The organism is Sphingopyxis sp. EU05-FHT14B03, assembly GCF_058790875.1.
Map to the genome: position 1 here is coordinate 289,317 of NZ_JBYTDC010000004.1, position 18,691 is coordinate 308,007.

15 protein-coding genes are annotated in these 18,691 nt (G+C 60.4%); 8 read left to right on the top strand and 7 right to left on the bottom strand.

Going from position 1 to position 18,691, the window contains the following annotated elements; all coding sequences use genetic code 11:
• Window positions 1-516, top strand: a complete 516-nt coding sequence (locus AC3WS4_RS22770) for a thioesterase family protein (RefSeq protein WP_492740552.1) — start codon at window positions 1-3, stop codon at window positions 514-516.
• Between the two features lie 57 nt (window positions 517-573).
• On the opposite strand, the gene AC3WS4_RS22775 is transcribed toward AC3WS4_RS22770, so the two are convergent.
• Both AC3WS4_RS22775 and AC3WS4_RS22780 read right to left on the bottom strand, forming a co-directional pair.
• A complete protein-coding gene (locus tag AC3WS4_RS22775) occupies window positions 574-1,350 on the bottom strand; it encodes an SDR family NAD(P)-dependent oxidoreductase (protein WP_492740553.1) in 777 nt (258 codons plus the stop codon).
• Between the two features lie 386 nt (window positions 1,351-1,736).
• Window positions 1,737-2,162: a RidA family protein gene (locus AC3WS4_RS22780; RefSeq protein WP_492740554.1), complete on the bottom strand. Its 426-nt coding sequence runs from the start codon at window positions 2,160-2,162 to the stop codon at window positions 1,737-1,739.
• A gap of 309 nt (window positions 2,163-2,471) precedes the next feature.
• On the opposite strand from AC3WS4_RS22780, the gene AC3WS4_RS22785 reads away from it, so the two are divergent.
• The 4 genes from AC3WS4_RS22785 to AC3WS4_RS22800 all read left to right on the top strand — a co-directional run bounded on the left by AC3WS4_RS22785 (window position 2,472) and on the right by AC3WS4_RS22800 (window position 6,830).
• Window positions 2,472-3,761, top strand: coding sequence for an acyl-CoA dehydrogenase family protein (locus AC3WS4_RS22785; protein WP_492740555.1), 1,290 nt, complete (start codon window positions 2,472-2,474; stop codon window positions 3,759-3,761).
• Between the two features lie 78 nt (window positions 3,762-3,839).
• On the top strand, window positions 3,840-4,913 hold the full coding sequence (locus AC3WS4_RS22790) for a phosphotransferase family protein (protein WP_492740556.1): 1,074 nt from the start codon (window positions 3,840-3,842) through the stop codon (window positions 4,911-4,913).
• Window positions 4,914-5,139: 226 nt separating this feature from the next.
• Entirely contained in the window at window positions 5,140-5,808 is a 669-nt protein-coding gene (locus AC3WS4_RS22795) for a TetR/AcrR family transcriptional regulator (RefSeq protein WP_492740557.1), read from the top strand.
• Window positions 5,809-6,176: 368 nt separating this feature from the next.
• The gene (locus tag AC3WS4_RS22800; protein ID WP_492740558.1) at window positions 6,177-6,830 is read left to right on the top strand and encodes a TetR/AcrR family transcriptional regulator; all 654 of its coding nucleotides are present in this window, start codon (window positions 6,177-6,179) and stop codon (window positions 6,828-6,830) included.
• Between the two features lie 188 nt (window positions 6,831-7,018).
• Here AC3WS4_RS22800 and AC3WS4_RS22805 read toward each other — a convergent pair whose 3' ends face one another.
• The gene (locus tag AC3WS4_RS22805; RefSeq protein WP_492740559.1) at window positions 7,019-8,359 is read right to left on the bottom strand and encodes a protoporphyrinogen/coproporphyrinogen oxidase; all 1,341 of its coding nucleotides are present in this window, start codon (window positions 8,357-8,359) and stop codon (window positions 7,019-7,021) included.
• Window positions 8,360-8,458: 99 nt separating this feature from the next.
• Here AC3WS4_RS22805 and AC3WS4_RS22810 point away from each other — a divergent pair, with 99 nt between their 5' ends.
• Window positions 8,459-8,794: a hypothetical protein gene (locus AC3WS4_RS22810; protein WP_492740560.1), complete on the top strand. Its 336-nt coding sequence runs from the start codon at window positions 8,459-8,461 to the stop codon at window positions 8,792-8,794.
• A 46-nt stretch (window positions 8,795-8,840) separates the two neighbouring features.
• Here the strand turns inward: AC3WS4_RS22810 and AC3WS4_RS22815 are convergent, their stop codons facing one another.
• Complete coding sequence (locus AC3WS4_RS22815) at window positions 8,841-10,319, bottom strand: flavin-containing monooxygenase (RefSeq protein WP_492740562.1); 1,479 nt, start codon at window positions 10,317-10,319, stop codon at window positions 8,841-8,843.
• A gap of 560 nt (window positions 10,320-10,879) precedes the next feature.
• On the opposite strand from AC3WS4_RS22815, the gene AC3WS4_RS22820 reads away from it, so the two are divergent.
• Both AC3WS4_RS22820 and AC3WS4_RS22825 read left to right on the top strand, forming a co-directional pair.
• Window positions 10,880-12,211, top strand: coding sequence for an MFS transporter (locus AC3WS4_RS22820; protein ID WP_492740563.1), 1,332 nt, complete (start codon window positions 10,880-10,882; stop codon window positions 12,209-12,211).
• Between the two features lie 163 nt (window positions 12,212-12,374).
• Complete coding sequence (locus tag AC3WS4_RS22825) at window positions 12,375-13,220, top strand: phytanoyl-CoA dioxygenase family protein (protein WP_492740564.1); 846 nt, start codon at window positions 12,375-12,377, stop codon at window positions 13,218-13,220.
• A 272-nt stretch (window positions 13,221-13,492) separates the two neighbouring features.
• On the opposite strand, the gene AC3WS4_RS22830 is transcribed toward AC3WS4_RS22825, so the two are convergent.
• The 3 genes from AC3WS4_RS22830 to AC3WS4_RS22840 all read right to left on the bottom strand — a co-directional run bounded on the left by AC3WS4_RS22830 (window position 13,493) and on the right by AC3WS4_RS22840 (window position 17,997).
• Complete coding sequence (locus tag AC3WS4_RS22830) at window positions 13,493-13,912, bottom strand: hypothetical protein (protein WP_492740566.1); 420 nt, start codon at window positions 13,910-13,912, stop codon at window positions 13,493-13,495.
• Window positions 13,913-14,022: 110 nt separating this feature from the next.
• Entirely contained in the window at window positions 14,023-15,216 is a 1,194-nt protein-coding gene (locus AC3WS4_RS22835) for an MFS transporter (protein WP_492740568.1), read from the bottom strand.
• A 237-nt stretch (window positions 15,217-15,453) separates the two neighbouring features.
• The gene (locus tag AC3WS4_RS22840) at window positions 15,454-17,997 is read right to left on the bottom strand and encodes a TonB-dependent receptor (RefSeq protein WP_492740570.1); all 2,544 of its coding nucleotides are present in this window, start codon (window positions 17,995-17,997) and stop codon (window positions 15,454-15,456) included.
• Window positions 17,998-18,691 lie beyond the last annotated feature (694 nt).

Here is an 18,691-nt window from a genome sequence, read left to right on the forward strand (position 1 = left end):
ATGGACACACCTCCCTACATTCTCGAAACCCTGAACCTCGAGACCCCTTTCGACGTTTACCGCGCCACTGTAATCAACGCCTGGACCGACTGGAACGGGCACATGAACGTCGGGTATTATGTCGTGGCATTCGACCATGCGACGGGCGAGCTCTTCAACAATCTGGGCCTGCCTTATGAATATACGAGCCACAAGATCGGCATGTATTTCGTGCTCGAAGCGCATGTGAATTACGAAAGCGAGATGAAAGAGGACGAAGGCTTTCGCGTGGAATCCCGGATACTCGACCACGACCGCAAGCGCGTTCACCTGTGTCACACCATGTATGCCGAAAACGACGGCCGGCTCGTTGCAACCAACGAACTGATGCTGATGAATATAGATTATGCGACGCGGCGTTCGGCGCCCTGGCCCGCCTGGGCGATGCAGCGCATCGAGAAGATGGCCGCGGCGCACGCGAAATTGCCCCGGCCGAAGCAGATCGGCAGCGTCATAGGGATAAGAAAAGTGCCCTGAGGCCCGGGAGCGGGTTCCCCTCCTCCGAAAATGCCGCCGAACGCCTGGACGTGTGCGCTAGAGACCTGCGCGTACCGTCATTCCGCCATCGACCACGATTCCCTGCCCGTTGACATAGCGGCCCGCATCCGACGCCAGGAACAAAGCGGTCCCTGCAATGTCCTCGGGCTCGCCGATCCGGCCGAGCGGCACGGCCCGCTGCAACGCGGCCTCGGCTTCGGGATCTTCCCACAGCGCACGCGCAAAATCGGTACGAATGACGCCGGGAGCGATCGCATTGACACGGACGCTCTGCCGGCCGAGTTCGAGCGCGAGATTGCGCACGAGCTGGAAATCGGCGGCTTTTGATACATTGTAGGCGCCGATGGTGTCCGAGGCGATCAGGCCGCCGACGGAGGATATGATGATGACGGCACCGTCGCGTCGCGCGGTCATCTCGGGCGCGACCATCGTGATGAGCCAGTGGTTGGACAGGACATTATTGTCGAAAATCTTGCGAAATTGTTCGTCGCTGATCCCCGCCATCGGACCGTAATAGGGATTGGTCGCGGCGTTGCAGACGAGAATGTCGATCTGTCCGAATTGCTCGCGGGTGCGGTCGACGAGATGCTGGAGCGCCGCCTTATCCGAGATGCTGGCCGCGACCGCGATGGCGCGGTCCGCGCCGACCTTCGTGTTGATCTCCGCCGCGACCTGCTCGCAGGCATCCTGTCTGCGGCTCGAAATCACCACCCGCGCGCCGGCTTCGGCAAAAGCTTCGGCGATGGCCCGGCCGATGCCGCGGCTCGACCCGGTGATGATAGCGGTCTTGCCGCTGAGATCGAACATTTTCATTGCCGCTCCTTCATGTCTGCGAATGTCGTAAAATCAGCGCGAGGCGGCGTGCCCTTGCCGCCTCGCACTCGCCGGGTGGGAGAGAAACCCGGTGTTGAAAACGCCGAAGCCAGGCGGATCCAGCGCCGAACCAGATCTCCTCGCCCGGCGACAGTGCCATGCCTGTCGCCCGTTTCAGAAGGCAGGCGCATAGCAATCGGCACGTATAATAGCAACAGTTGTGATCTAATTTACAGTAAGCCAATCTTACGCTGCGGTTGCGAGGCGCCTTCGATGCTCAGCCGGTCGTCAATCTCGCCGAGTGGCAAGGCAGATAGGCCCGCCCGGGCCGCACCCCAAGCTGCGATCCCGGCGGGCCCGTTCCCCATATTTTGGAGTGCAAGGCCTCAATTGGCTCCGGAGCCGATCACCGCGACAACCTTGATTTCGATCAGCAGGCCAGGCAACGCGAGCCGGCTGATCTCGATCCCCGTAACGGCCGGATAAGGCGCGGGAACGAATTCATCCTTGATCGGCCCGAAATGCTCCATGTCTTTCGACATGTCGGTCACATAGAGCGTCATCTCCACGATATCCGCCATCGTCGCGCCCGCGGATTCCAGGACCGCCTTCACATTTTCGAATGCAAGACGTGTCTGCGCTGCGAGCCCTTCGGGAATATGAAGCGCGCCGTCGACAACCGTGGCGCCAACCTGCCCCGAGGTCCAGACCATGTTTCCGACGCGCATGGCCTGGGAAAGATGATAATCATCGGCTCCGCGCTGGAGCGCGGGGGGATTGCATGACGTCTTTTTTCCTTCGGTCGAACTCATGTCACTTTCCTCTCTTCACATATCAAAAGTCGCGCTACCACCGAGCCTACATCTTTCGATAACAATCGCAATCTTAATTTGCTTCCGATTTCGGAGGTATGGTCAGCCGGGATTCGCCCAAGGCGGGGACGGCAAAGGTTTTGCTTGCCGATTTAAGATTACAAATGCGCCAAAAAATAGGTAGGAGGCGCATTCTCACTGATTCGTCGCGTTCGTGTGAAATTCGGAGGCGGCTGCGACGGGTTGCCTGCAGACCTGCAATCGGTGGATCGCAAGGGCTTCGCGGGCGCATGGAAGGAAGGAACGCAGATGGATTTCGATCTCACCGACCGGCAGGTCTATTGGCGCGACCGGGTGCGCGAATTCATCGAACGCAAGGTCCGCCCCGCTTACCCGATCTACAAGGAACAGGATGCCGCCGGCGATCGCTGGAAAGTCATCCAGGTCGTCGAGGATCTGAAGGCCGAGGCGAAGGCCGCGGGCATCTGGAACCTGTTCATGCCGCCACGCAGCGCCGCGCATCACCATGTCGACGAGACGTTCGAGTTTGAGGGGCCGGGACTCACCAACCTCGAATATGCGCTCTGCGCCGAGGAAATGGGGCGCGTCGGCTTTGCCAGCGAGGTGTTCAACTGCTCGGCGCCCGACACGGGCAATATGGAAGTGTTCCATCGTTACGGGACGCGCGCGCAGAAGGACAAATATCTGAAGCCGCTGATGAACGGCGAGATCCGCTCGGCCTTCCTGATGACCGAGCCCGCGGTCGCCTCGTCCGACGCGACGAACATCGAAACGCGCATCGAGCGCGACGGCGACGACTATGTGATCAACGGCACCAAATGGTGGTCGTCGGGCGCGGGCGATCCGCGCTGCGAGGTCGCGATCGTGATGGGCAAGACCGATTTCGGCGCCAAGCGCCACGCGCAGCAGTCGATGCTGGTCGTGCCGCTCGATGCGCCGGGGATCACCATCAAGCGGCATCTGCCCGTCTTCGGCTACGACGACGCGCCGCACGGCCATATGGAAATCGAGCTGAAGGACGTCCGCGTCAACGCCGAGGAAGCGATGCTGCTGGGTGAGGGCCGCGGCTTCGAGATCGCGCAGGGCCGCCTCGGGCCGGGCCGCATCCATCATTGCATGCGCACGATCGGCACCGCCGAGGAAGCGCTGGAACGCATGTGCAAGCGGCTGCAATCGCGCGTCGCCTTCGGCAAGACGATCGCCGAGCACAGCATCTGGGAGCAGCGGATCGCGCGCGCGCGGATCGACATCGAGATGACACGCCTGCTCTGCCTGAAAGCCGCCGACATGATGGACAAGGTCGGCAACAAGTCGGCCGCGGCCGAGATCGCGATGATCAAGGTGCAGGCGCCGAACATGGCACTCTCGATCATCGACGATGCGATCCAGGCGCATGGCGCGGCGGGCGTCTCCGAAGACTTCGGCCTCGCCAACGCTTATGCGCATCAACGTACGCTGCGACTCGCCGACGGTCCCGACGAGGTGCACGCGCGCGCGATCGCCCGCATCGAGTTCGCCAAGCACAGCGGCGCCAGCGACTCCGGCTACTCGTCGGGCGACATCGGTGTTTCGCGCTAAGCAAGGATGAAGGGCCGGGATTTGCGGAGATAAGCCGTATAACCCCGAACGGCCCCGAAACGGATAAGAGAGACACGCATGACGACATCAGTGGACGCGCAAAAGGCCTTCAGCGGCACCGTCGCCCCCGAGGGCGCCGACATACTCGACGAAGCGAAGCTGACCCAGTGGATGGAGGCGAATGTCGAAGGCTTCAAAGGCCCGCTCACCCAAAGCAAGTTTGCGGGCGGCCAGTCGAACCCGACGTACAAGATCAGCGCGCCCTCGGGCAATTATGTCCTGCGTCGCAAGCCTTTCGGCCCGCTCCTCCCCTCGGCGCACGCGGTCGACCGCGAGTACAAGGTGCAGGCCGGACTCCATAAGACCGGCTTCCCCGTCGCGCGCCAGTACGGCCTCTGCACCGACGACAGCGTCGTCGGCAGCTGGTTCTACGTCATGGGCATGGTCGACGGGCAGACAATCTGGGACGGGTCGATGCCCGGCTCGACCCCCGAGAACCGCCGTGCGACCTATCATGCTATGATCGACACGCTCGCCGCACTGCACAGCGTCGATATCGAGGCGGCGGGTCTGTCGGACTTCGGCAAGCCGGGCAATTATTTCGGCCGCCAGGTCGACCGCTGGACCAAGCAATACCGGCTGTCCGAAACCGAGACGATGGACGAGATGGAGCAGCTGATCGCGTGGCTGCCCGCGACGCTGCCCGAGCAGACGCGCACCAGCGTCGTCCACGGCGATTATCGCATCGACAATATGATCTATGCCAAAGATCGCGCGCAAGTGCTCGCGGTGCTCGACTGGGAGCTGTCGACGCTCGGCGACCCGCTCGCCGATTTCACCTATGTCGCGATGGCGTGGGTCACCGAGAATGGCGGGCGTTCGGGGGTGATGGATCTCGACCGCGCCGCACTCGGCATTCCCGAGCTCGACGAGATGGTCGAACGCTATTGCGCCGCCACCGGCCGCGACGGCGTGCCCGACATGAACTGGTATTTCGCCTATAATTTCTTCCGCCTCGCCGGCATCATGCAGGGGATCAAGAAGCGCGTGATCGACGGCACCGCCTCGTCGGCGCACGCAAAGGCCATGTCCGAACGCGTCCTGCCGCTCGCCGAAAAGGCGTGGGAGTTCGCCGAGAAGGCCGGCGCATGACCGAGGATTGAGGAGGCAGGCAGGATCGAGCGATACATACAGCTTTGTGCGCTACGCGATGCACCGCTTTATCTTCGCTGCCTAACAAGTCGAGACAATGTTTGCCGGTTCAGCCTTGGCCGTCGCAATCCAAGAATTTCGGCTTCGATCTATGGTGGCCGCGCAATTTTTGACCGCAGACGTTGGGCTATTGATATCGCACAAACATCTCATCTATAGCAGACAGATGAAATCCAACGATGAAATCGCCGTAATGGATGCGCCGGCTCGACCCGTGAAGGCCGGACGAGGCCGCCCGGTTGGCGATCGAGCTGGACAACGGGCCAAGCTGCTGAATGCGGTTATGACCGTTATCGCAAAGGAAGGCTATATTGGCGCATCGCTTCGCAAAGTGGCGAAACAGGCGGGGTTTACAACAGGCGCGGTATCCTATTATTTCGACAACAAGGAAGCCATGATGGCCGCCGCGGCCGAGCACCTCTTCGACGAGTTCGATGCGATGCTCCGGCCGTTGCGCCGTACCCCGAGCATGAGGGAAGGCTTCGAACGGTGGCTCAGCCGCATGTCCACCGACACCGAACTATGGCTCGCGAATTCCCAACTCCTCGCTTATGCGTCGCAGGAACCGCGGTGCGCAGAGGTTTTTTCGCGGAGATACTCCCGATATCGTGAAAATTACGCGGCGATTATAATGGCATGGCAAACGGCTGGCAATGTGCGAGCCGATATACCGGCCGAGATCCTTGCCGACCAGCTTTGCGCGATGGCGGATGGATGGGCGATGACTCTCCCCATCGAACCGCAGCGATACACGGCGGAGCGCAGCAAGGCGCTAATTGATGGCCTCATCGTGCTCGCTGCTCCGCCGCTCGCTAAAGGTGCCAAGCCGAACTAACTCTTCGGTCGCCAAGGTTATCGGTCGAGTGGCGAAGATCAAAGACCTCACGCCCTAGTGACGATGCGATACGCGCGCGCAGCGCCGTGACCGGCAAACGCGGCCTGACCGTTCGACATCGAAGCGGCCATAAGCGCCTTGAGGAATTCTACGCGGGAACGCCATCGTGAAGCCTAGCACGGCCGTTCGGTCAAATTTCGTCACCCGCCTCGACGTGTTCGGCGCGATCCGGTTCGCTGCCGGATGACCAATGAAGAGGGATTATTCGCACGAGAGGTACTGCAGAAAGCCGCCCACCGGACATTTGCGGCCACATATTTTCCATATCAATTGTTGCGATATTACAACCCGGTGGCTAGACCCAGAATATGGAACTCTCGACAAGCGACGCCCAGAAAATACTGAAGGCAGACAAGCCGAAAGCACGACGTGAGCGTGGCCGGCCGATCGGAGATCGTTCCGCGCAAAAATCGAAGTTGATCAAAGCCGTGATGTCGGTGATCGCCGAGGAAGGCTACATCGGCGCATCCGTTCGCAAGGTCGCCTTGCGCGCTGGTTTCACCACGGGCGCGGTATCATATTATTTCGACAACAAGGAAACGATGATGGTCGCCGCGGCCGAGCATCTGTTCGACGAATTCGATGCGATGCTGCACGCGATGCGACATGTGGAGGGCGTGAAGGCGAGCGCCGAGTGCTGGCTCGAATGGATGTCCGACAAGGAATTGTGGATGGTCAATGCCCAGCTCGGCACATATGCGGTCGGCGAACCCCGCTGCGCCGAAGTATTCGCCCGACGCTACGCACGATACCGTGAAAATTATGAAACGCTGCTATTGGGCTGGCAAAAATCCGGGAGCATCCGCAACGACGTGCCTGCGGACGTCCTGGTAGATCAGATTTGCGCCATATCCGACGGCTGGATGCATTCGTTGCCTGTAGAACCGGCGAGATTTTCGCCGGACCGTTTGCCGAGGCTGATTGACGGGCTCGCCAAGCTCCTGACGATGCCGGCTGCCTGAACGGGCAGGACTCAAGCGGCTCGCGCCGCCGAACACGGCAAAGACAGGAACGGATCTGACTTGGCCCCTCGAAGCCTTGTTCCACTCCCTGAGGAGCGGACGCGTTGCGCGGCGCGAAAGCGGCGACTCACGACGGAATTGCATGCCGCGTTCCGGATCATCTGTCCCGATGGCGATCCGGGAGGCGTTCAAGCGGGTTCGCGCAGGCTTTCGACGGCACGCGAGGCTGCCTCCTTGCCCATCATGACGCCTGATTCCAGAGCCACGAGGTTGAGGTCCGCATTGGCGTAGGAGAGGCCCTTATATCCCTCGGCGTCAGCCCGGAAGTCCAGCAGGCGGCGGCAGGCACCGGGAGCTTGGCGAGCATAGCCCCAATTGTGTCGGACCACTTCCGAATGCTCGACCCAGTCCTTCGACAGACCCGGGTAAAAGAGCTTCATCTCCTCGAACGCAATCTCCAGTATCTCATCGTCCGACTTTTCGAGCATCTCGATAGCGCCGGGGTAGGCAGACCAAGCCGAAATAATCGCTTTCCCGCTCGGAACCTGGAACGGCCGCATCGCCGTGTGGTTGATGGAGAGGTTGAAGTAGCGCTTTTCGGGATAGGCGGTGCCGAAGCTGATACCCGCGCTGTCGACCGGACGATCGAAATAGAAATAAGCGAGCGCGAGGCGCGTGTGGTCGAAGTCCGACAGAAAAGCCTTCGCCCGCTCGAACATCGCGGGTGTAAGACGCGCGGCGACATTCGGCGTGGTGCACAGGATCACGTGCCCCGCCTCGATCGTCCGCCCGTCGGCCAGCTTGGCGCCCGTCACCGCATCACCGGTCGTCAGAAGCTCGCTCACTTCCGCATTCAACATCACCGGAACCAATTCGGCCAGCTTCCGCGGAAGCGCGCGATTCCCGCCCCGGAAACCGTAGTGCTTCGGCTGCTTGAGGTTACTCCTGAACAGCCGGATCGCGTCGAAGAGGCTGGTGTGTTCCAGCGCGGTTCCCGCGTTCCCGTAACACATCGGACGAACGATGAAATCCATGAACTTCTCGCCGGCCCAGGCGAAGCCCTCTTCGGCTGTAATATCGTCATATTCCTCGATGCAATTCTCGATACCGTAAGTCGGAAATGCTTTCCCCATCGTCGAATATTGAAGAGTCGCGCGCGCCAGGTCGGCCGAACCACGGACCCCGAGAGCGCGCAGCAGGTCAGTTTCGCCCTTGATGACGCGAGACTTCCCCTTCTTGTCGATATATTGGACAATCTCCGGGCCCTCCTCGATCAGCTCGCTCGTCATCCCGATCTCGTCGAGTAGTTTCGAAGCGTGGCTGTAGGTTGACAGGAAATATTGCTGGCCGACCTCGACAATGTCGCCATTTCTTTCGCGCGTCATGATACGCCCGCCGACATAGTCCGATGCCTCGAGAACGAGCACACTCCGCCCGGCTTTCTGAACTTCGTACGCGGTAGCGAGGCCTGTTATGCCGCCTCCGACAACTACCACATCGGCTTGGGTGACATCGGAAACGATCGGCATGCTACTCTCCTCGGACGCCGGACGTCAGGCAACGTCGGCAGGGGTGAAATTCGCTTCTTTTCATTTTACGTAACACGGGTATTTATAAAAGCAAGACACTTGATCGACGTCACCCGGGCAGCGCACCTGATGCGGCACGGGCCCGAAATCGCCCAACACCGATTGATGGAGATCGACCATGAAGAACCGGTCGCCGCCAGGATCGGCGGCCAAGCGATCGGGCGGCGCTGCAACCTTCGATGGTGCGATTCAGCGGTCGACATCTCCAGCAATCGCTCGGCATCGCTGACGGCCGGTGCCGCACAGATGCAGGTAGCAATCCATAATTCGCCAGCGGGCGATCGCGGATATTGCAACGAGCATCGGGGGCCGCTTGCTGCAAGACTTGAGGAACTCAGTCTCGAATCCGCTGACCGCGATTGTGCCAAACGGTAAAGTGCTTCGCAGATGGCTTCTCGGAAAGCGCGCCGGCCGGGCGCGCCTAGCCTCTATTTCGCTTGATCAATGCGCGGGCCCGATCGAACGTCATGATTCCGTCGTCCACCGGGCTGCTCTTCATCCACTTCCGGTCGGTCAGATAATCGGGCTCGAGGCACCAGGGAAGCGTCGCGGCGCTCTTCGGCATCACGCCCTTGGCGCGCTGCAAATAGCCCGAGGTCATCTTGAAGGGTTCGGTCTCGGGCGGCTCCTCGCCCGCCGGCAGCACCGGGGTCGCAATGTCGGCGCCGACCTCGCGCATCATATTCAGAAGCTGCGCGATATAATCGGCGACGAGCGATAGGCGCAGCGTGAAGCTGGCATTGAAATAGCCCATCGACGTCGACAGGTTCGGAATGTTCGAGAACATGCAGCTCTTGTAGAAATAGTGCTGGCTGAGATCGATTGCGCGCCCGTCGACCGACAGCGCGATCTTGCCGGCCAGCGCCATCTTCAGCCCCGTCGCCGTGACGATGATGTCGGCGGGAAGCTTGCGGCCCGACTTCAGGCGGATGCCATCGCCCTCGATCGCCTCGATCTGGTCGGTGACGACATCGGCCCTGCCGGCCTTGATCGCGTCGAACAGGTCGGCATCGGGGACGAGGCACAGGCGCTGGTCCCACGGATCATAGGGCGGCGTGAAATCGCCGGGCCGATAGTGCGGGCCAAGCTCCGTTGCAATCTGCTTCAGTAGATATTTTTTCGCCTCCTGGGGACGGCTGCGCATCCGTCGGAACATCCAGTCCTGGAAGCGGATATTCTTGAAGCGCGTCAGCGCATAGGCGAGCCGTTCGGGCAGCAGACCGCGCAGGGCATTGGCGATCCGGTCGCGGGAGGGCTGAATGGCGATCCATGTCGGCGTCCGCTGCAGCATGGTGACATGCGCCGCGTCGTCCGCCATCGCCGGAACCAGCGTCACCGCGGTGGCACCCGAACCGATAACAACGACCCGCTTGCCTTTATAGTCAAGATTTTCGGGCCAGAATTGCGGATGGACCAGCGCACCCTTGAACGTCTCGCGTCCCGGCAGCCGCGCGTCATAGGGCTCGTCATGGTCGTAATAGCCCGCGCCCAGATGCACAAAGCGCGCCTTTACGAACTGGCGTTCGCCCTCGGACTTTTCCAGCACCACGCGCCATCGTGCCTCGTGACTGTCCCAATCGGCGGAGAGGACGCGCTGGTTGAACAGTATCTTTTCGCGGAATTGGTGCTTGTCGACCGTCCGGTTCAGATAATCCAGGATGGCGTCCGCTCCCGCGATCGCCTTTTCCTCGCGCCAAGGCTCGAATTCGAAGCCGAGCGTGTGCATGTCGCTATCGGAGCGGATGCCGGGGTAGCGGAAAAGATCCCAGGTACCGCCAACGTCCGCACGGCGCTCTACAATCAGGAAATCGGCCCCGGGACACTTTTGCTGCAAGGTCGCCGCCATGCCGACACCCGAGAGCCCCGCACCGACAATGAGCACGTCAATGTCGCGGTCCATTGGAGAAAGGTCTGCCTCTGCCACAATCCGCTGCCCCGCTAATAGTCTATTTGCATATGAAGCCCCGCGCTGCGGACTTCGTCTTCGACGAGCGACACCGGCGCCGGCACCTCATTTATCGAGTCGCAAACTAGCTCCCTTTCAATTTTGACGCAACATGCGTAATTCAAATTGCTTAAGCAGGCGCCGAAGCCCGGCCAATTACCGTCGTCGGTCGCCGCCACGGCTTCAGTCGCGGGCCGCGCCGCACGAATGTCGGGCTTCAGGCGGCCAACTGCCGGTTGCGCAAATCTCTCACCACATTATGATAACGTACGATGTGCATTTTATGTTGGCGACCTTTGGCGCTCGATGGACCCGGAGACGAACGGAGAGATAGAAACATCATGTTCTGTTACAAACCCTTTCCGGGTCGCGGGGAGGCCGATGCGCCGCTACCGGCGAAGAACGAAACCGCCTTTGTCGCTCTTTCAATCCGTAACCGATTCGATGCCTCAAACTAGCCCGCCAGCAACAAGCGGAATTCATGACTGGCACATCGCCTGGCAACGCGGAGGTATATGAGGATGGAAGCCCGATCCGATGCCGCGTCCCGCAGCAGCGGTACTGAGCGGGACATTTCCCGTTGGGGCGTGGCCGCGATCCTCTTTTTTGGTCTCGCATGCCTATTCGGGGTTGCCCTGTACGGGTTCATCATCCTGGCGCAGCCTATAGCGCATGAGCGTGGCTGGTCGCAGGCCCAGGCTGGCGCTCTCGTTTCCGCGATGTGGCTGGCCTCGCCGCTCGCGCTGGTCTGTGCGCCAGTCATCGAACGCATAGGGGCGCGGCGGCTATTTGTGATAGGCCTTCTCCTTCTCGCCATAGCCTTTGGATCGGTCGTTCTCGTATCGAGCTTCTGGCAACTTTACCTGTTGCGACTTGTCATGGGAATCGGGAAGATCCTGTGCGTGGTCTCGGTCCCTGTTATCGTCGCGCAGCACTTTTCGGAACGCTTCGGGACAGCGATGGCGATCGTGTGGAGCGGCGGTGCCGTCGGCGGATTGGCCTTTTCACCCTTATCGGAAATCCTGCTCGCTCATCTTGACTGGCGCGAGGCGGCGCTCGTTCTTGCTCTCCTGCTTTTGGCGACGGCGTTCACCGCCTCTCTGGGACTTAAATCTTCGCCGGCCCACCGCCTCGTTCCCGCAGCACCAAGGAGCCCGGCAAGCGCCAGCGCTCCTGGCGGCGAAGCTCGGAGCGACGACCACATCCGGTGGCAGGACGTCGCCGCGATCAACTGGTTCGTGGCGAGTCTCATGGTTGTTGCGGTTATCTTTCAGGGCATAGGCGTTATCATGCTCACATCGCAATTGCCCACGCTGATGGTGAGTATTGGCCATAGCCCCACTCTGGCGGCGACAATTCTCGGACTTTGCGCAGCGGGAGCTGTCGTGGGCAATCTGATAACGGGCTGGATGCTCGACCGGTACAGGACATTCTGGGCCAGCCTGGTCTTTGGAGCATCTCTGGTCATTGGTCTTGCAGGGTTCTGGCTCGTGGGATCGACGGCACCCTTTGCGATCATCGGCGGGTTGATCCTCGGGACCGCGACCGGAGCGTCCGAAATTCTCTATATCATCACCGTGAAACGCCAGTTCGGTACGCGGCTCTATGCCGTGACCTACGGGGCGTGGAGTTTTTCTTATCAGGTGGGCTGCGCCATTGGAGGCGGCGCAGGAGGGTATATCTACGAAGAAGCGGGCGGCAACGCATTGCTGCTGGCGATCGGCTGCCTGTACCTACCCGCATTCGCGGTCGCGGCCTTTCTCAAAGGGCGAGACAAGGAGGATAAGGAACTCGCCCCCGTTCCCGGGGCATCGCCATGCCGGATCACGGCCAAGATGCTTGAGTAATATAATTATTACTGTAATCTATATTGGTGGCAAGTTATGATCCGGAAATTCACGAGAAGGCCCGGCTCCCTCCACCACGGGATGTGCCACCTATCTTTATCATGCGAGGTCGGCCGAGAAATCTGAAGGCTTTGGCCCAAATGACACAGGGATGGAGAAAGCGATGCAGCAGATGGAGCGCATGCCGTTCGGATCGGATCCGGCCGCCGTCATGTCGGTGGTCGATCGCGACGGTGGGATAATCCTTACCGGAGCTCTTACGACCGAGCAGGTAAGGGCGGTGAACGACGAACTCGACGCCGTCGGGCTGACGAGCTATCAGCAAGCTGGCATCTTCGACGAAAGCGACTGGGGTGGAAAGACTCTCCGACTTGTTCATTCGCTGAAATACAGCAGGACCTTGCGAGAGGTGTTTTGTGATAGCCCGATACTCGCGGACTATCTGGCGGCTGCCCTTCCGGGCCCGAAAGGCCATTACGGCATGATCGCGAGCCATGCGATCGAGATCCATCCGGGGGAGTCGGCCCAGGAACTTCACCGCGACGGCCTTTTGTACATGCAGACGCTTGGCATCGATAGCGCAGCGGGCGCGAATATCGTGGTCAACTTCCTGGCCGCCCTAACCGAGGTCACCGAGGAAATGGGCGCGACGCGTGTCATTCCCGGTAGCGGGCATTGGAGGGACTATGGCGCGCCGGGTTCGCAGGAGCAGACGGTCGCCGCGACGATGAACCCCGGTGACGCGCTCTTCATCAACGGCAAGGTCCTTCACGGCGGAGGCGCAAATACCACTGACCGCGCGCGCAGGGTGATTTCCACGGGATTCGCGCCCGGATTTCTCGCCGGAGAAGAAGCGTGGCCCCACGTGATATCCGTCGAAGAGGCGCAAGGTTATCCGCAGCGTGTCCAGCAGTATCTCGGCTTCCGTTCGATCAGCTGCGGTGGAGAAGAACCAGGATTTCTGATGCGGGCCCATGGGAAGCCGCTTGAGGAATTTCTTCATCTCTAGAGCACATCGTTCGCGAGATCGCTTCCCGGAAAGACACTTTTGAGAACGCGCCGGGCGCATCGCGCCCGATGCTGCCGACTGCAGATTTGCGGCGAAATCTTGCTGCGAAAGCCTTTGCTTCGACTATTGCATGGAGGCGGCGCTTCCTGTTCGATGGGCCGGAAGCGCCTGCAAACTTCGGAGCGGCGCATTGTTGCGGTTCCCGATCCGCAACAATGCGGCTTGCGCGACTACCAGAGGGGCGTGTCTGCTGCCCCTTGCCCTAATCCGCGCTATTCACCCAATAGAGGCACGACCGCTTCTGCAATGACCTTCCAGTCGTCTCCGCGGCGCTGCCAGACATATTGTGCCATGCTGACGTCGTCCGGCCTGTCGCCATGCCGACAGGTGATCTCGGTGAGTATCACCGCAAGGTTCCCCGAGGTGACTACTGGAGCCACGATTTCGAAAGTCACGTCGCGCCCCATGCCGCGCACATATTCGTGCGCGGAGGGCATCAGGTCGGCAATGCCGTGATATACATAGGGAGGCGACGGGCTCGCCACTGTGGAATCGGGCCAGTTCAGAAAGGCAACGATCTCGTCGGCACCCTTTCCCGCTGCGAACATTGCGCGAAGTTTATCGAAAATCTCACTGAACAGCGCCAGGACGTCTTCGGAGGCCGCACCCTCGACTTGCTTGTCGGTCGTCATTCATCATCTCCTCATCTGATGGAAATTGCCGCAGCGTGCGCGACTGGGTCCAACGTCGAACAGCCCGAACGAGCCATCTGGCATAAGCTCTGCAGTCCCCGCGGCCCCCTTCAGTCTGCGATAACCGGAAGCCCGAGGCCAGGTTGACGATGTCGGACAATGGCAAAATAGATCAGCATGACGGCAGCCACGCTCAGCACCAGCCCGAAGCCGTTCACGACACGATAATCGGGCGTTACGAGATAACCGGCGATGGCGGGGCCGATCGCAAGCCCGCCGAGTTGCGTGACGCCCATCATCATGGCGGCGCTGCTGGAGCCATCCACGTCGGTTAACGCGTCGAAGAGATAGGGGACCGCGAGATTGCCGCAAAAATAGAAGATGCATCCCACCAGCAAATAGGTCTGAACCGGCATCACCAGAATGAAGACAGCCATCGCCAGCAGGACGCCGGCTACGCCCAGCGAAAGAGGTCGCAAATAGCCGTACCGCGATCCCATAAACGTCGCGAGCAAGGTCGCGATCATCGAGACAATCATGATTTCCGACAGGGCGCCTTCGACGTGCGCAGGGTCCCCTCCCCACGCGATGCCCATATATGCCAGAAAACCGAATGTCGCGCCCGATCCGGTGAAATAAAGCGCCATTCCTGCCACGACGGTCCAGCCCGCCGCTGATATCCGGGTGCCGGCGGCCGGCGAGGCCTCGGACTCGATGCGAGGCGCGCATCCACGCTTCGGAATGAAATTGCAAAGCGGAAGTGCGAGAAGCGCCAGGACGCACAGCGCAGCAAACGGCCCCCCTCCCCCGTAGCGGCTCGCGACGATGGACATCAGAGGCATGCCCGCAGCGGCGAAGGCAAGCTGCGCCGTGTTGAAGGCGCCGAGAGATCGTGCACCATCGCTTTCGCCGAGAACCGCATAGAGAATGGCATTCACGAAGCCGGAGCCAATGCCCGCTAACGTTCCAAATATGACCAGAAAAGTGAACCCCAGCATCGGAACCATCAGAAGGTTCGCAACGACGACGATCGAGAGCCCTACGGCCGCCGTTCGTCGCCAGTTGAGGCGCTCGACAACGTCGGGCAGCAAAGCACAAGCCAGTGAGCCGAGCGCCAGTCCGCCCAATTCCGCAAGAGTAAACAGCCCGCCCTGCGCTTCCGTGACACCGCGGGTTCGTCCCAGCGAGGTCAGAAACACCGGCAGCGTGTTCGAGAAGCCATTGGCCACCACTCCGACCAGCATGGCGCAGCCCAGTACTAGCGGACCAGGGCTTCGTTGCGCGTCATCGAGGACGTACCCCATCAATCAACTCCCGCGCACCGGCTGTTCTCTGTTCCGAGCCGGTCAACAACGCCTCGCCGTCAAGCCGGCCCGTTCAGATGGCTCAAAATGATTTTAAATTACATTTGTTGCGTTGAATATCATTACGCCACTTGGCGCAAGCCGTTTCTCGCAAGTCACCCCGCGCGAATGGCCGTCGATCACACGAACTCGACATCCGACGGAAGGAGGCCGGGATGGTTTCCCGGCCTCTTCATTTCACCATTTGTAGGCGAGTTCGATCCCGATGGTCCGCGGACGCCCCACCGATTCATAGAGATCGATGGGCGCATAGGATGTGATACGCGTGTTCACCGCGAACACCGCCCGCTTGTCGAACAGGTTGCGCGCGAACAGCGATGCGGTGACGGGACCATGCGTCCATCCAACATAGGCATTGAACAGCCAATAGGACGGAATCGTCGGATAGAGGGCCCCCAGTGTCGGCAGGTTCATCCGCGACTTGCCCTTGTAGTTGCCGTTCAATGAGGCGCTGATCCGGTCCTCGTCGTTGAGCTCCCGATCGTAGTTGAACGAGAAGGTACCGCTATGTTTCGGCGCCGACGGCAGGGGCGTCCCCTTGGTTCCGACGATAGCGCAGGGGATATCCCCGTCCGGATTGCCGGTGCCATCGCCCGAGGGAATGCAGAAATCCTCTGTGAGCTTGGCCTTGGTATAGGCATAACCGCCCTGGAAGCTTAGCGTGTCGGTGATATTGCCTAGAAGCTCAATTTCGAAACCCTTGCTTTCTGCCTTCTCGCCGTTGAAGACCGCCGGCCAGAAATTGACGGCAGTAAATCCACCGATCTGCGGGTCTTTCCATTTTGCGAGGAAGACGTCGGCCGTATAGCGCCAGCCATTGCCGAAGCGCCCTTTCAGCCCGATCTCGAAATTGTCGACGGAATCGGGCTGATAGGTGAGGAGTGACAGGGGCTCGCGAACAAACCCGGCTAGCGCAAAGGCATTCGCCCCGCCGCGGCGGAAACCCTGCGAAAAGGTGCCGTAGATGCGATGTCCGGCCGTATATTCATATGTCGCATTGAACCGGAACTTCGCGTCCGAAAATTTGGCTGAGTTGGTGCTGCTCTCGTTGATACCGAAAACGACGAGATTATTGCTCACCGAACGCTCGAGCTTCTGCTCGAACACGCGGACGCCGCCGGTCAGGTCGAGACCCTCGATCGCGTGCCAGGTGATTTCGCCGAATGCGGCCTTTTCCGTAAACCGGTTGACGCCGCCGACCTCGAAGGTGAATTCGTCCGCGCCAATGGGGCCGAAGCCGGGATTGGTTACGCCGGGGAGCTGGTTGTAGACGGTCTGCCCCGGGTTCCAGCCACGCCAGATGGTCTCGCTCTTTTCCCTCTGGTAGTAGAGCCCGACCGTGTAATCGATCCTGTTGTCGCCATTGGACACAAGACGCAGCTCCTGTGTCTTGGATGTCGTCCGGTCCCCATAATCATAGATGGCGTTGTAGCGCGGATTGATCGGATTTCCGGCGTAATAATCGCGAATGGCAGGGGGCAATCCGAGATTTCCCCACGTGCCGTCGACGAAAACATCGCCGTCGGTCTCGAAATAGCTCGACGTCGAGGACAGGGTCGCAAAACCGAGATCGTAGCTGATGTCGAGCGTCGTCATCTTCGACGTGCGATCGAATGGCTGGATATCCCGCGCCACGCCTTCATATTTGCCCGTGTCGGGATAGATGACGGACGGCGCGAGCGGATCGGGACCGCCGTCATACGCCGGGGTATCCGTGTTCGGGCCGTAACCCTTCAGCCGCGAGATATTGTGCGCCAGCGTGATGTCGAGCTCGGTAACCGGCTGCCACCGGATAGCGGCGCGGACATTTGTCACGCGCGACCAGTTCGCGTCCTTCTCGTTGTAGGTCGATGCCGGACTTGTCAGCGGCTGGCTGGGATCGGCCAGGATCGGCTTGCCGATGGGGTCATTGCTCCCCCGCGCGAACAACCCATACTGGTCGATGACGCCGGCCTCGTAGTCATGGCTTGCCGACAGTCGCACGGCCAACGTCTCTCCGACCGGAATATTGATCAGGCCGCTGAAGCCATAATCATAGTCTTTGGAATAGGCGACGTCGGCGGCGCTCGCCTTTACGCGGCCCTCGAACGTGCCCAGCGCCGGGGCATTCGGGATCAGGCGGATCGTTCCGCCGAGCGCGCCTGAACCGTACAGCGTGCCCTGGGGCCCGCGCAGCACTTCGACGCGCTCGATATCCTCGACCTGGAAATAGTTCGCGTAAGGAGCGTTGCCCAGATAGGTGCTGACCGGATTCTGCTCCAGAGCCACGCCGCTGCGGTTGTTGGCCGACGCGTTCAGCCCACGCATGATCTGGCGCTGCGCGCCCAGAAACTGGTTGCCGCTCGACGTGCTGATAAGGTTGGGGACCTGGCGCGAGAGATCCTCGATGGATGCCACGCCGGCGCGTTCGATCGACTCCGCGCTCACGGCGGTGATGTTATAGGGAATCTGCGTCACATCCTGCTGCCGCCGGTTGGCCGTCACAACGATGTCATTGCCGGAGGTGTCTTCCGCGGCGGCGGGGGCGTCGGCCGGCGCTTCTTGCGCCAAAGCCGGCTGGCTTGCCAGCGAGGCCAAAAGGCCATTTAACGCCGTCACGCCCAAAAGCCGGGCACCACAAATGTTCCTGGACCGCATCTCGAAACTCCTCCCTTGTTGAGACCACGACATCGCAAGCCGATGCCGCCGCTCCTCCGCGGGCGCTGCGAACTTGTGCCGCATTCACCCGAAATCCGTCGCGATAGGCATCCAACTGCCAGACACCATATTTTGAACGACAAGTGTTGTTTATAACTGAAAAGCGCCTCTTGGCAAGGTTTCGCATAAACACATGTTTTTAATATATTTATTGTGGCATGATGCCCACGTGATTCAATCAACGCTCCAACTTCCGAGCGAGCTATCTCGACATGCTGATCACCCGTTGCGCTCGCCACCGATTCGCACGCGACACGCGGGAATTCCGAGAAAAGCGAGCAAAATCTGCCAGTTGATTTTTTCTACTGGCAGTTACTTGGAACAGATGTCACATTACGATGACATTAGATGTGCAATTAAAGCCTGATTGATGGGCCAGCAGGTCGGAGCACCCCAACCGCGGGAGTCTGATGTGACCTTTGTCGATAGCGATCCATCGCAATGAATGCCCGGGTTTCACCCTCATGCGAGCGCGTCGCCCTCTCCCATCACAACATCGGCGCAACTTCGCCGCGCTGGTTCGGACCGGGAAAACGCCGGTGCGACGTCGGCTTCAAGGATGGCAGCCGATCGCCAAATGATGGATGGGCGCCCGACGGTTCGACGGATGCACCTTGCCCTTCTGGCAGACAGCTAACTTCTTGCCGACAGTCCAAGGCGGCAACGCGCGGCGAGGAAGCCCGATCATGTCTTCCGACACTCTGGGCTACGCGGATTC

Excerpts from the sequence above, each read along its gene's own strand:
- AC3WS4_RS22770 (WP_492740552.1), top strand. The coding sequence starts at position 1 with ATGGACACACCTCCCTACATTCTCGAAACCCTGAACCTCGAGACCCCT.
- AC3WS4_RS22775 (WP_492740553.1), bottom strand. The coding sequence starts at position 1,350 with ATGAAAATGTTCGATCTCAGCGGCAAGACCGCTATCATCACCGGGTCG.
- AC3WS4_RS22780 (WP_492740554.1), bottom strand. The coding sequence starts at position 2,162 with ATGAGTTCGACCGAAGGAAAAAAGACGTCATGCAATCCCCCCGCGCTC.
- AC3WS4_RS22785 (WP_492740555.1), top strand. The coding sequence starts at position 2,472 with ATGGATTTCGATCTCACCGACCGGCAGGTCTATTGGCGCGACCGGGTG.
- AC3WS4_RS22790 (WP_492740556.1), top strand. The coding sequence starts at position 3,840 with ATGACGACATCAGTGGACGCGCAAAAGGCCTTCAGCGGCACCGTCGCC.
- AC3WS4_RS22795 (WP_492740557.1), top strand. The coding sequence starts at position 5,140 with ATGAAATCCAACGATGAAATCGCCGTAATGGATGCGCCGGCTCGACCC.
- AC3WS4_RS22800 (WP_492740558.1), top strand. The coding sequence starts at position 6,177 with ATGGAACTCTCGACAAGCGACGCCCAGAAAATACTGAAGGCAGACAAG.
- AC3WS4_RS22805 (WP_492740559.1), bottom strand. The coding sequence starts at position 8,359 with ATGCCGATCGTTTCCGATGTCACCCAAGCCGATGTGGTAGTTGTCGGA.
- AC3WS4_RS22815 (WP_492740562.1), bottom strand. The coding sequence starts at position 10,319 with ATGGACCGCGACATTGACGTGCTCATTGTCGGTGCGGGGCTCTCGGGT.
- AC3WS4_RS22820 (WP_492740563.1), top strand. The coding sequence starts at position 10,880 with ATGAGGATGGAAGCCCGATCCGATGCCGCGTCCCGCAGCAGCGGTACT.
- AC3WS4_RS22825 (WP_492740564.1), top strand. The coding sequence starts at position 12,375 with ATGCAGCAGATGGAGCGCATGCCGTTCGGATCGGATCCGGCCGCCGTC.
- AC3WS4_RS22830 (WP_492740566.1), bottom strand. The coding sequence starts at position 13,912 with ATGACGACCGACAAGCAAGTCGAGGGTGCGGCCTCCGAAGACGTCCTG.
- AC3WS4_RS22835 (WP_492740568.1), bottom strand. The coding sequence starts at position 15,216 with ATGGGGTACGTCCTCGATGACGCGCAACGAAGCCCTGGTCCGCTAGTA.
- AC3WS4_RS22840 (WP_492740570.1), bottom strand. The coding sequence starts at position 17,997 with ATGCGGCACAAGTTCGCAGCGCCCGCGGAGGAGCGGCGGCATCGGCTT.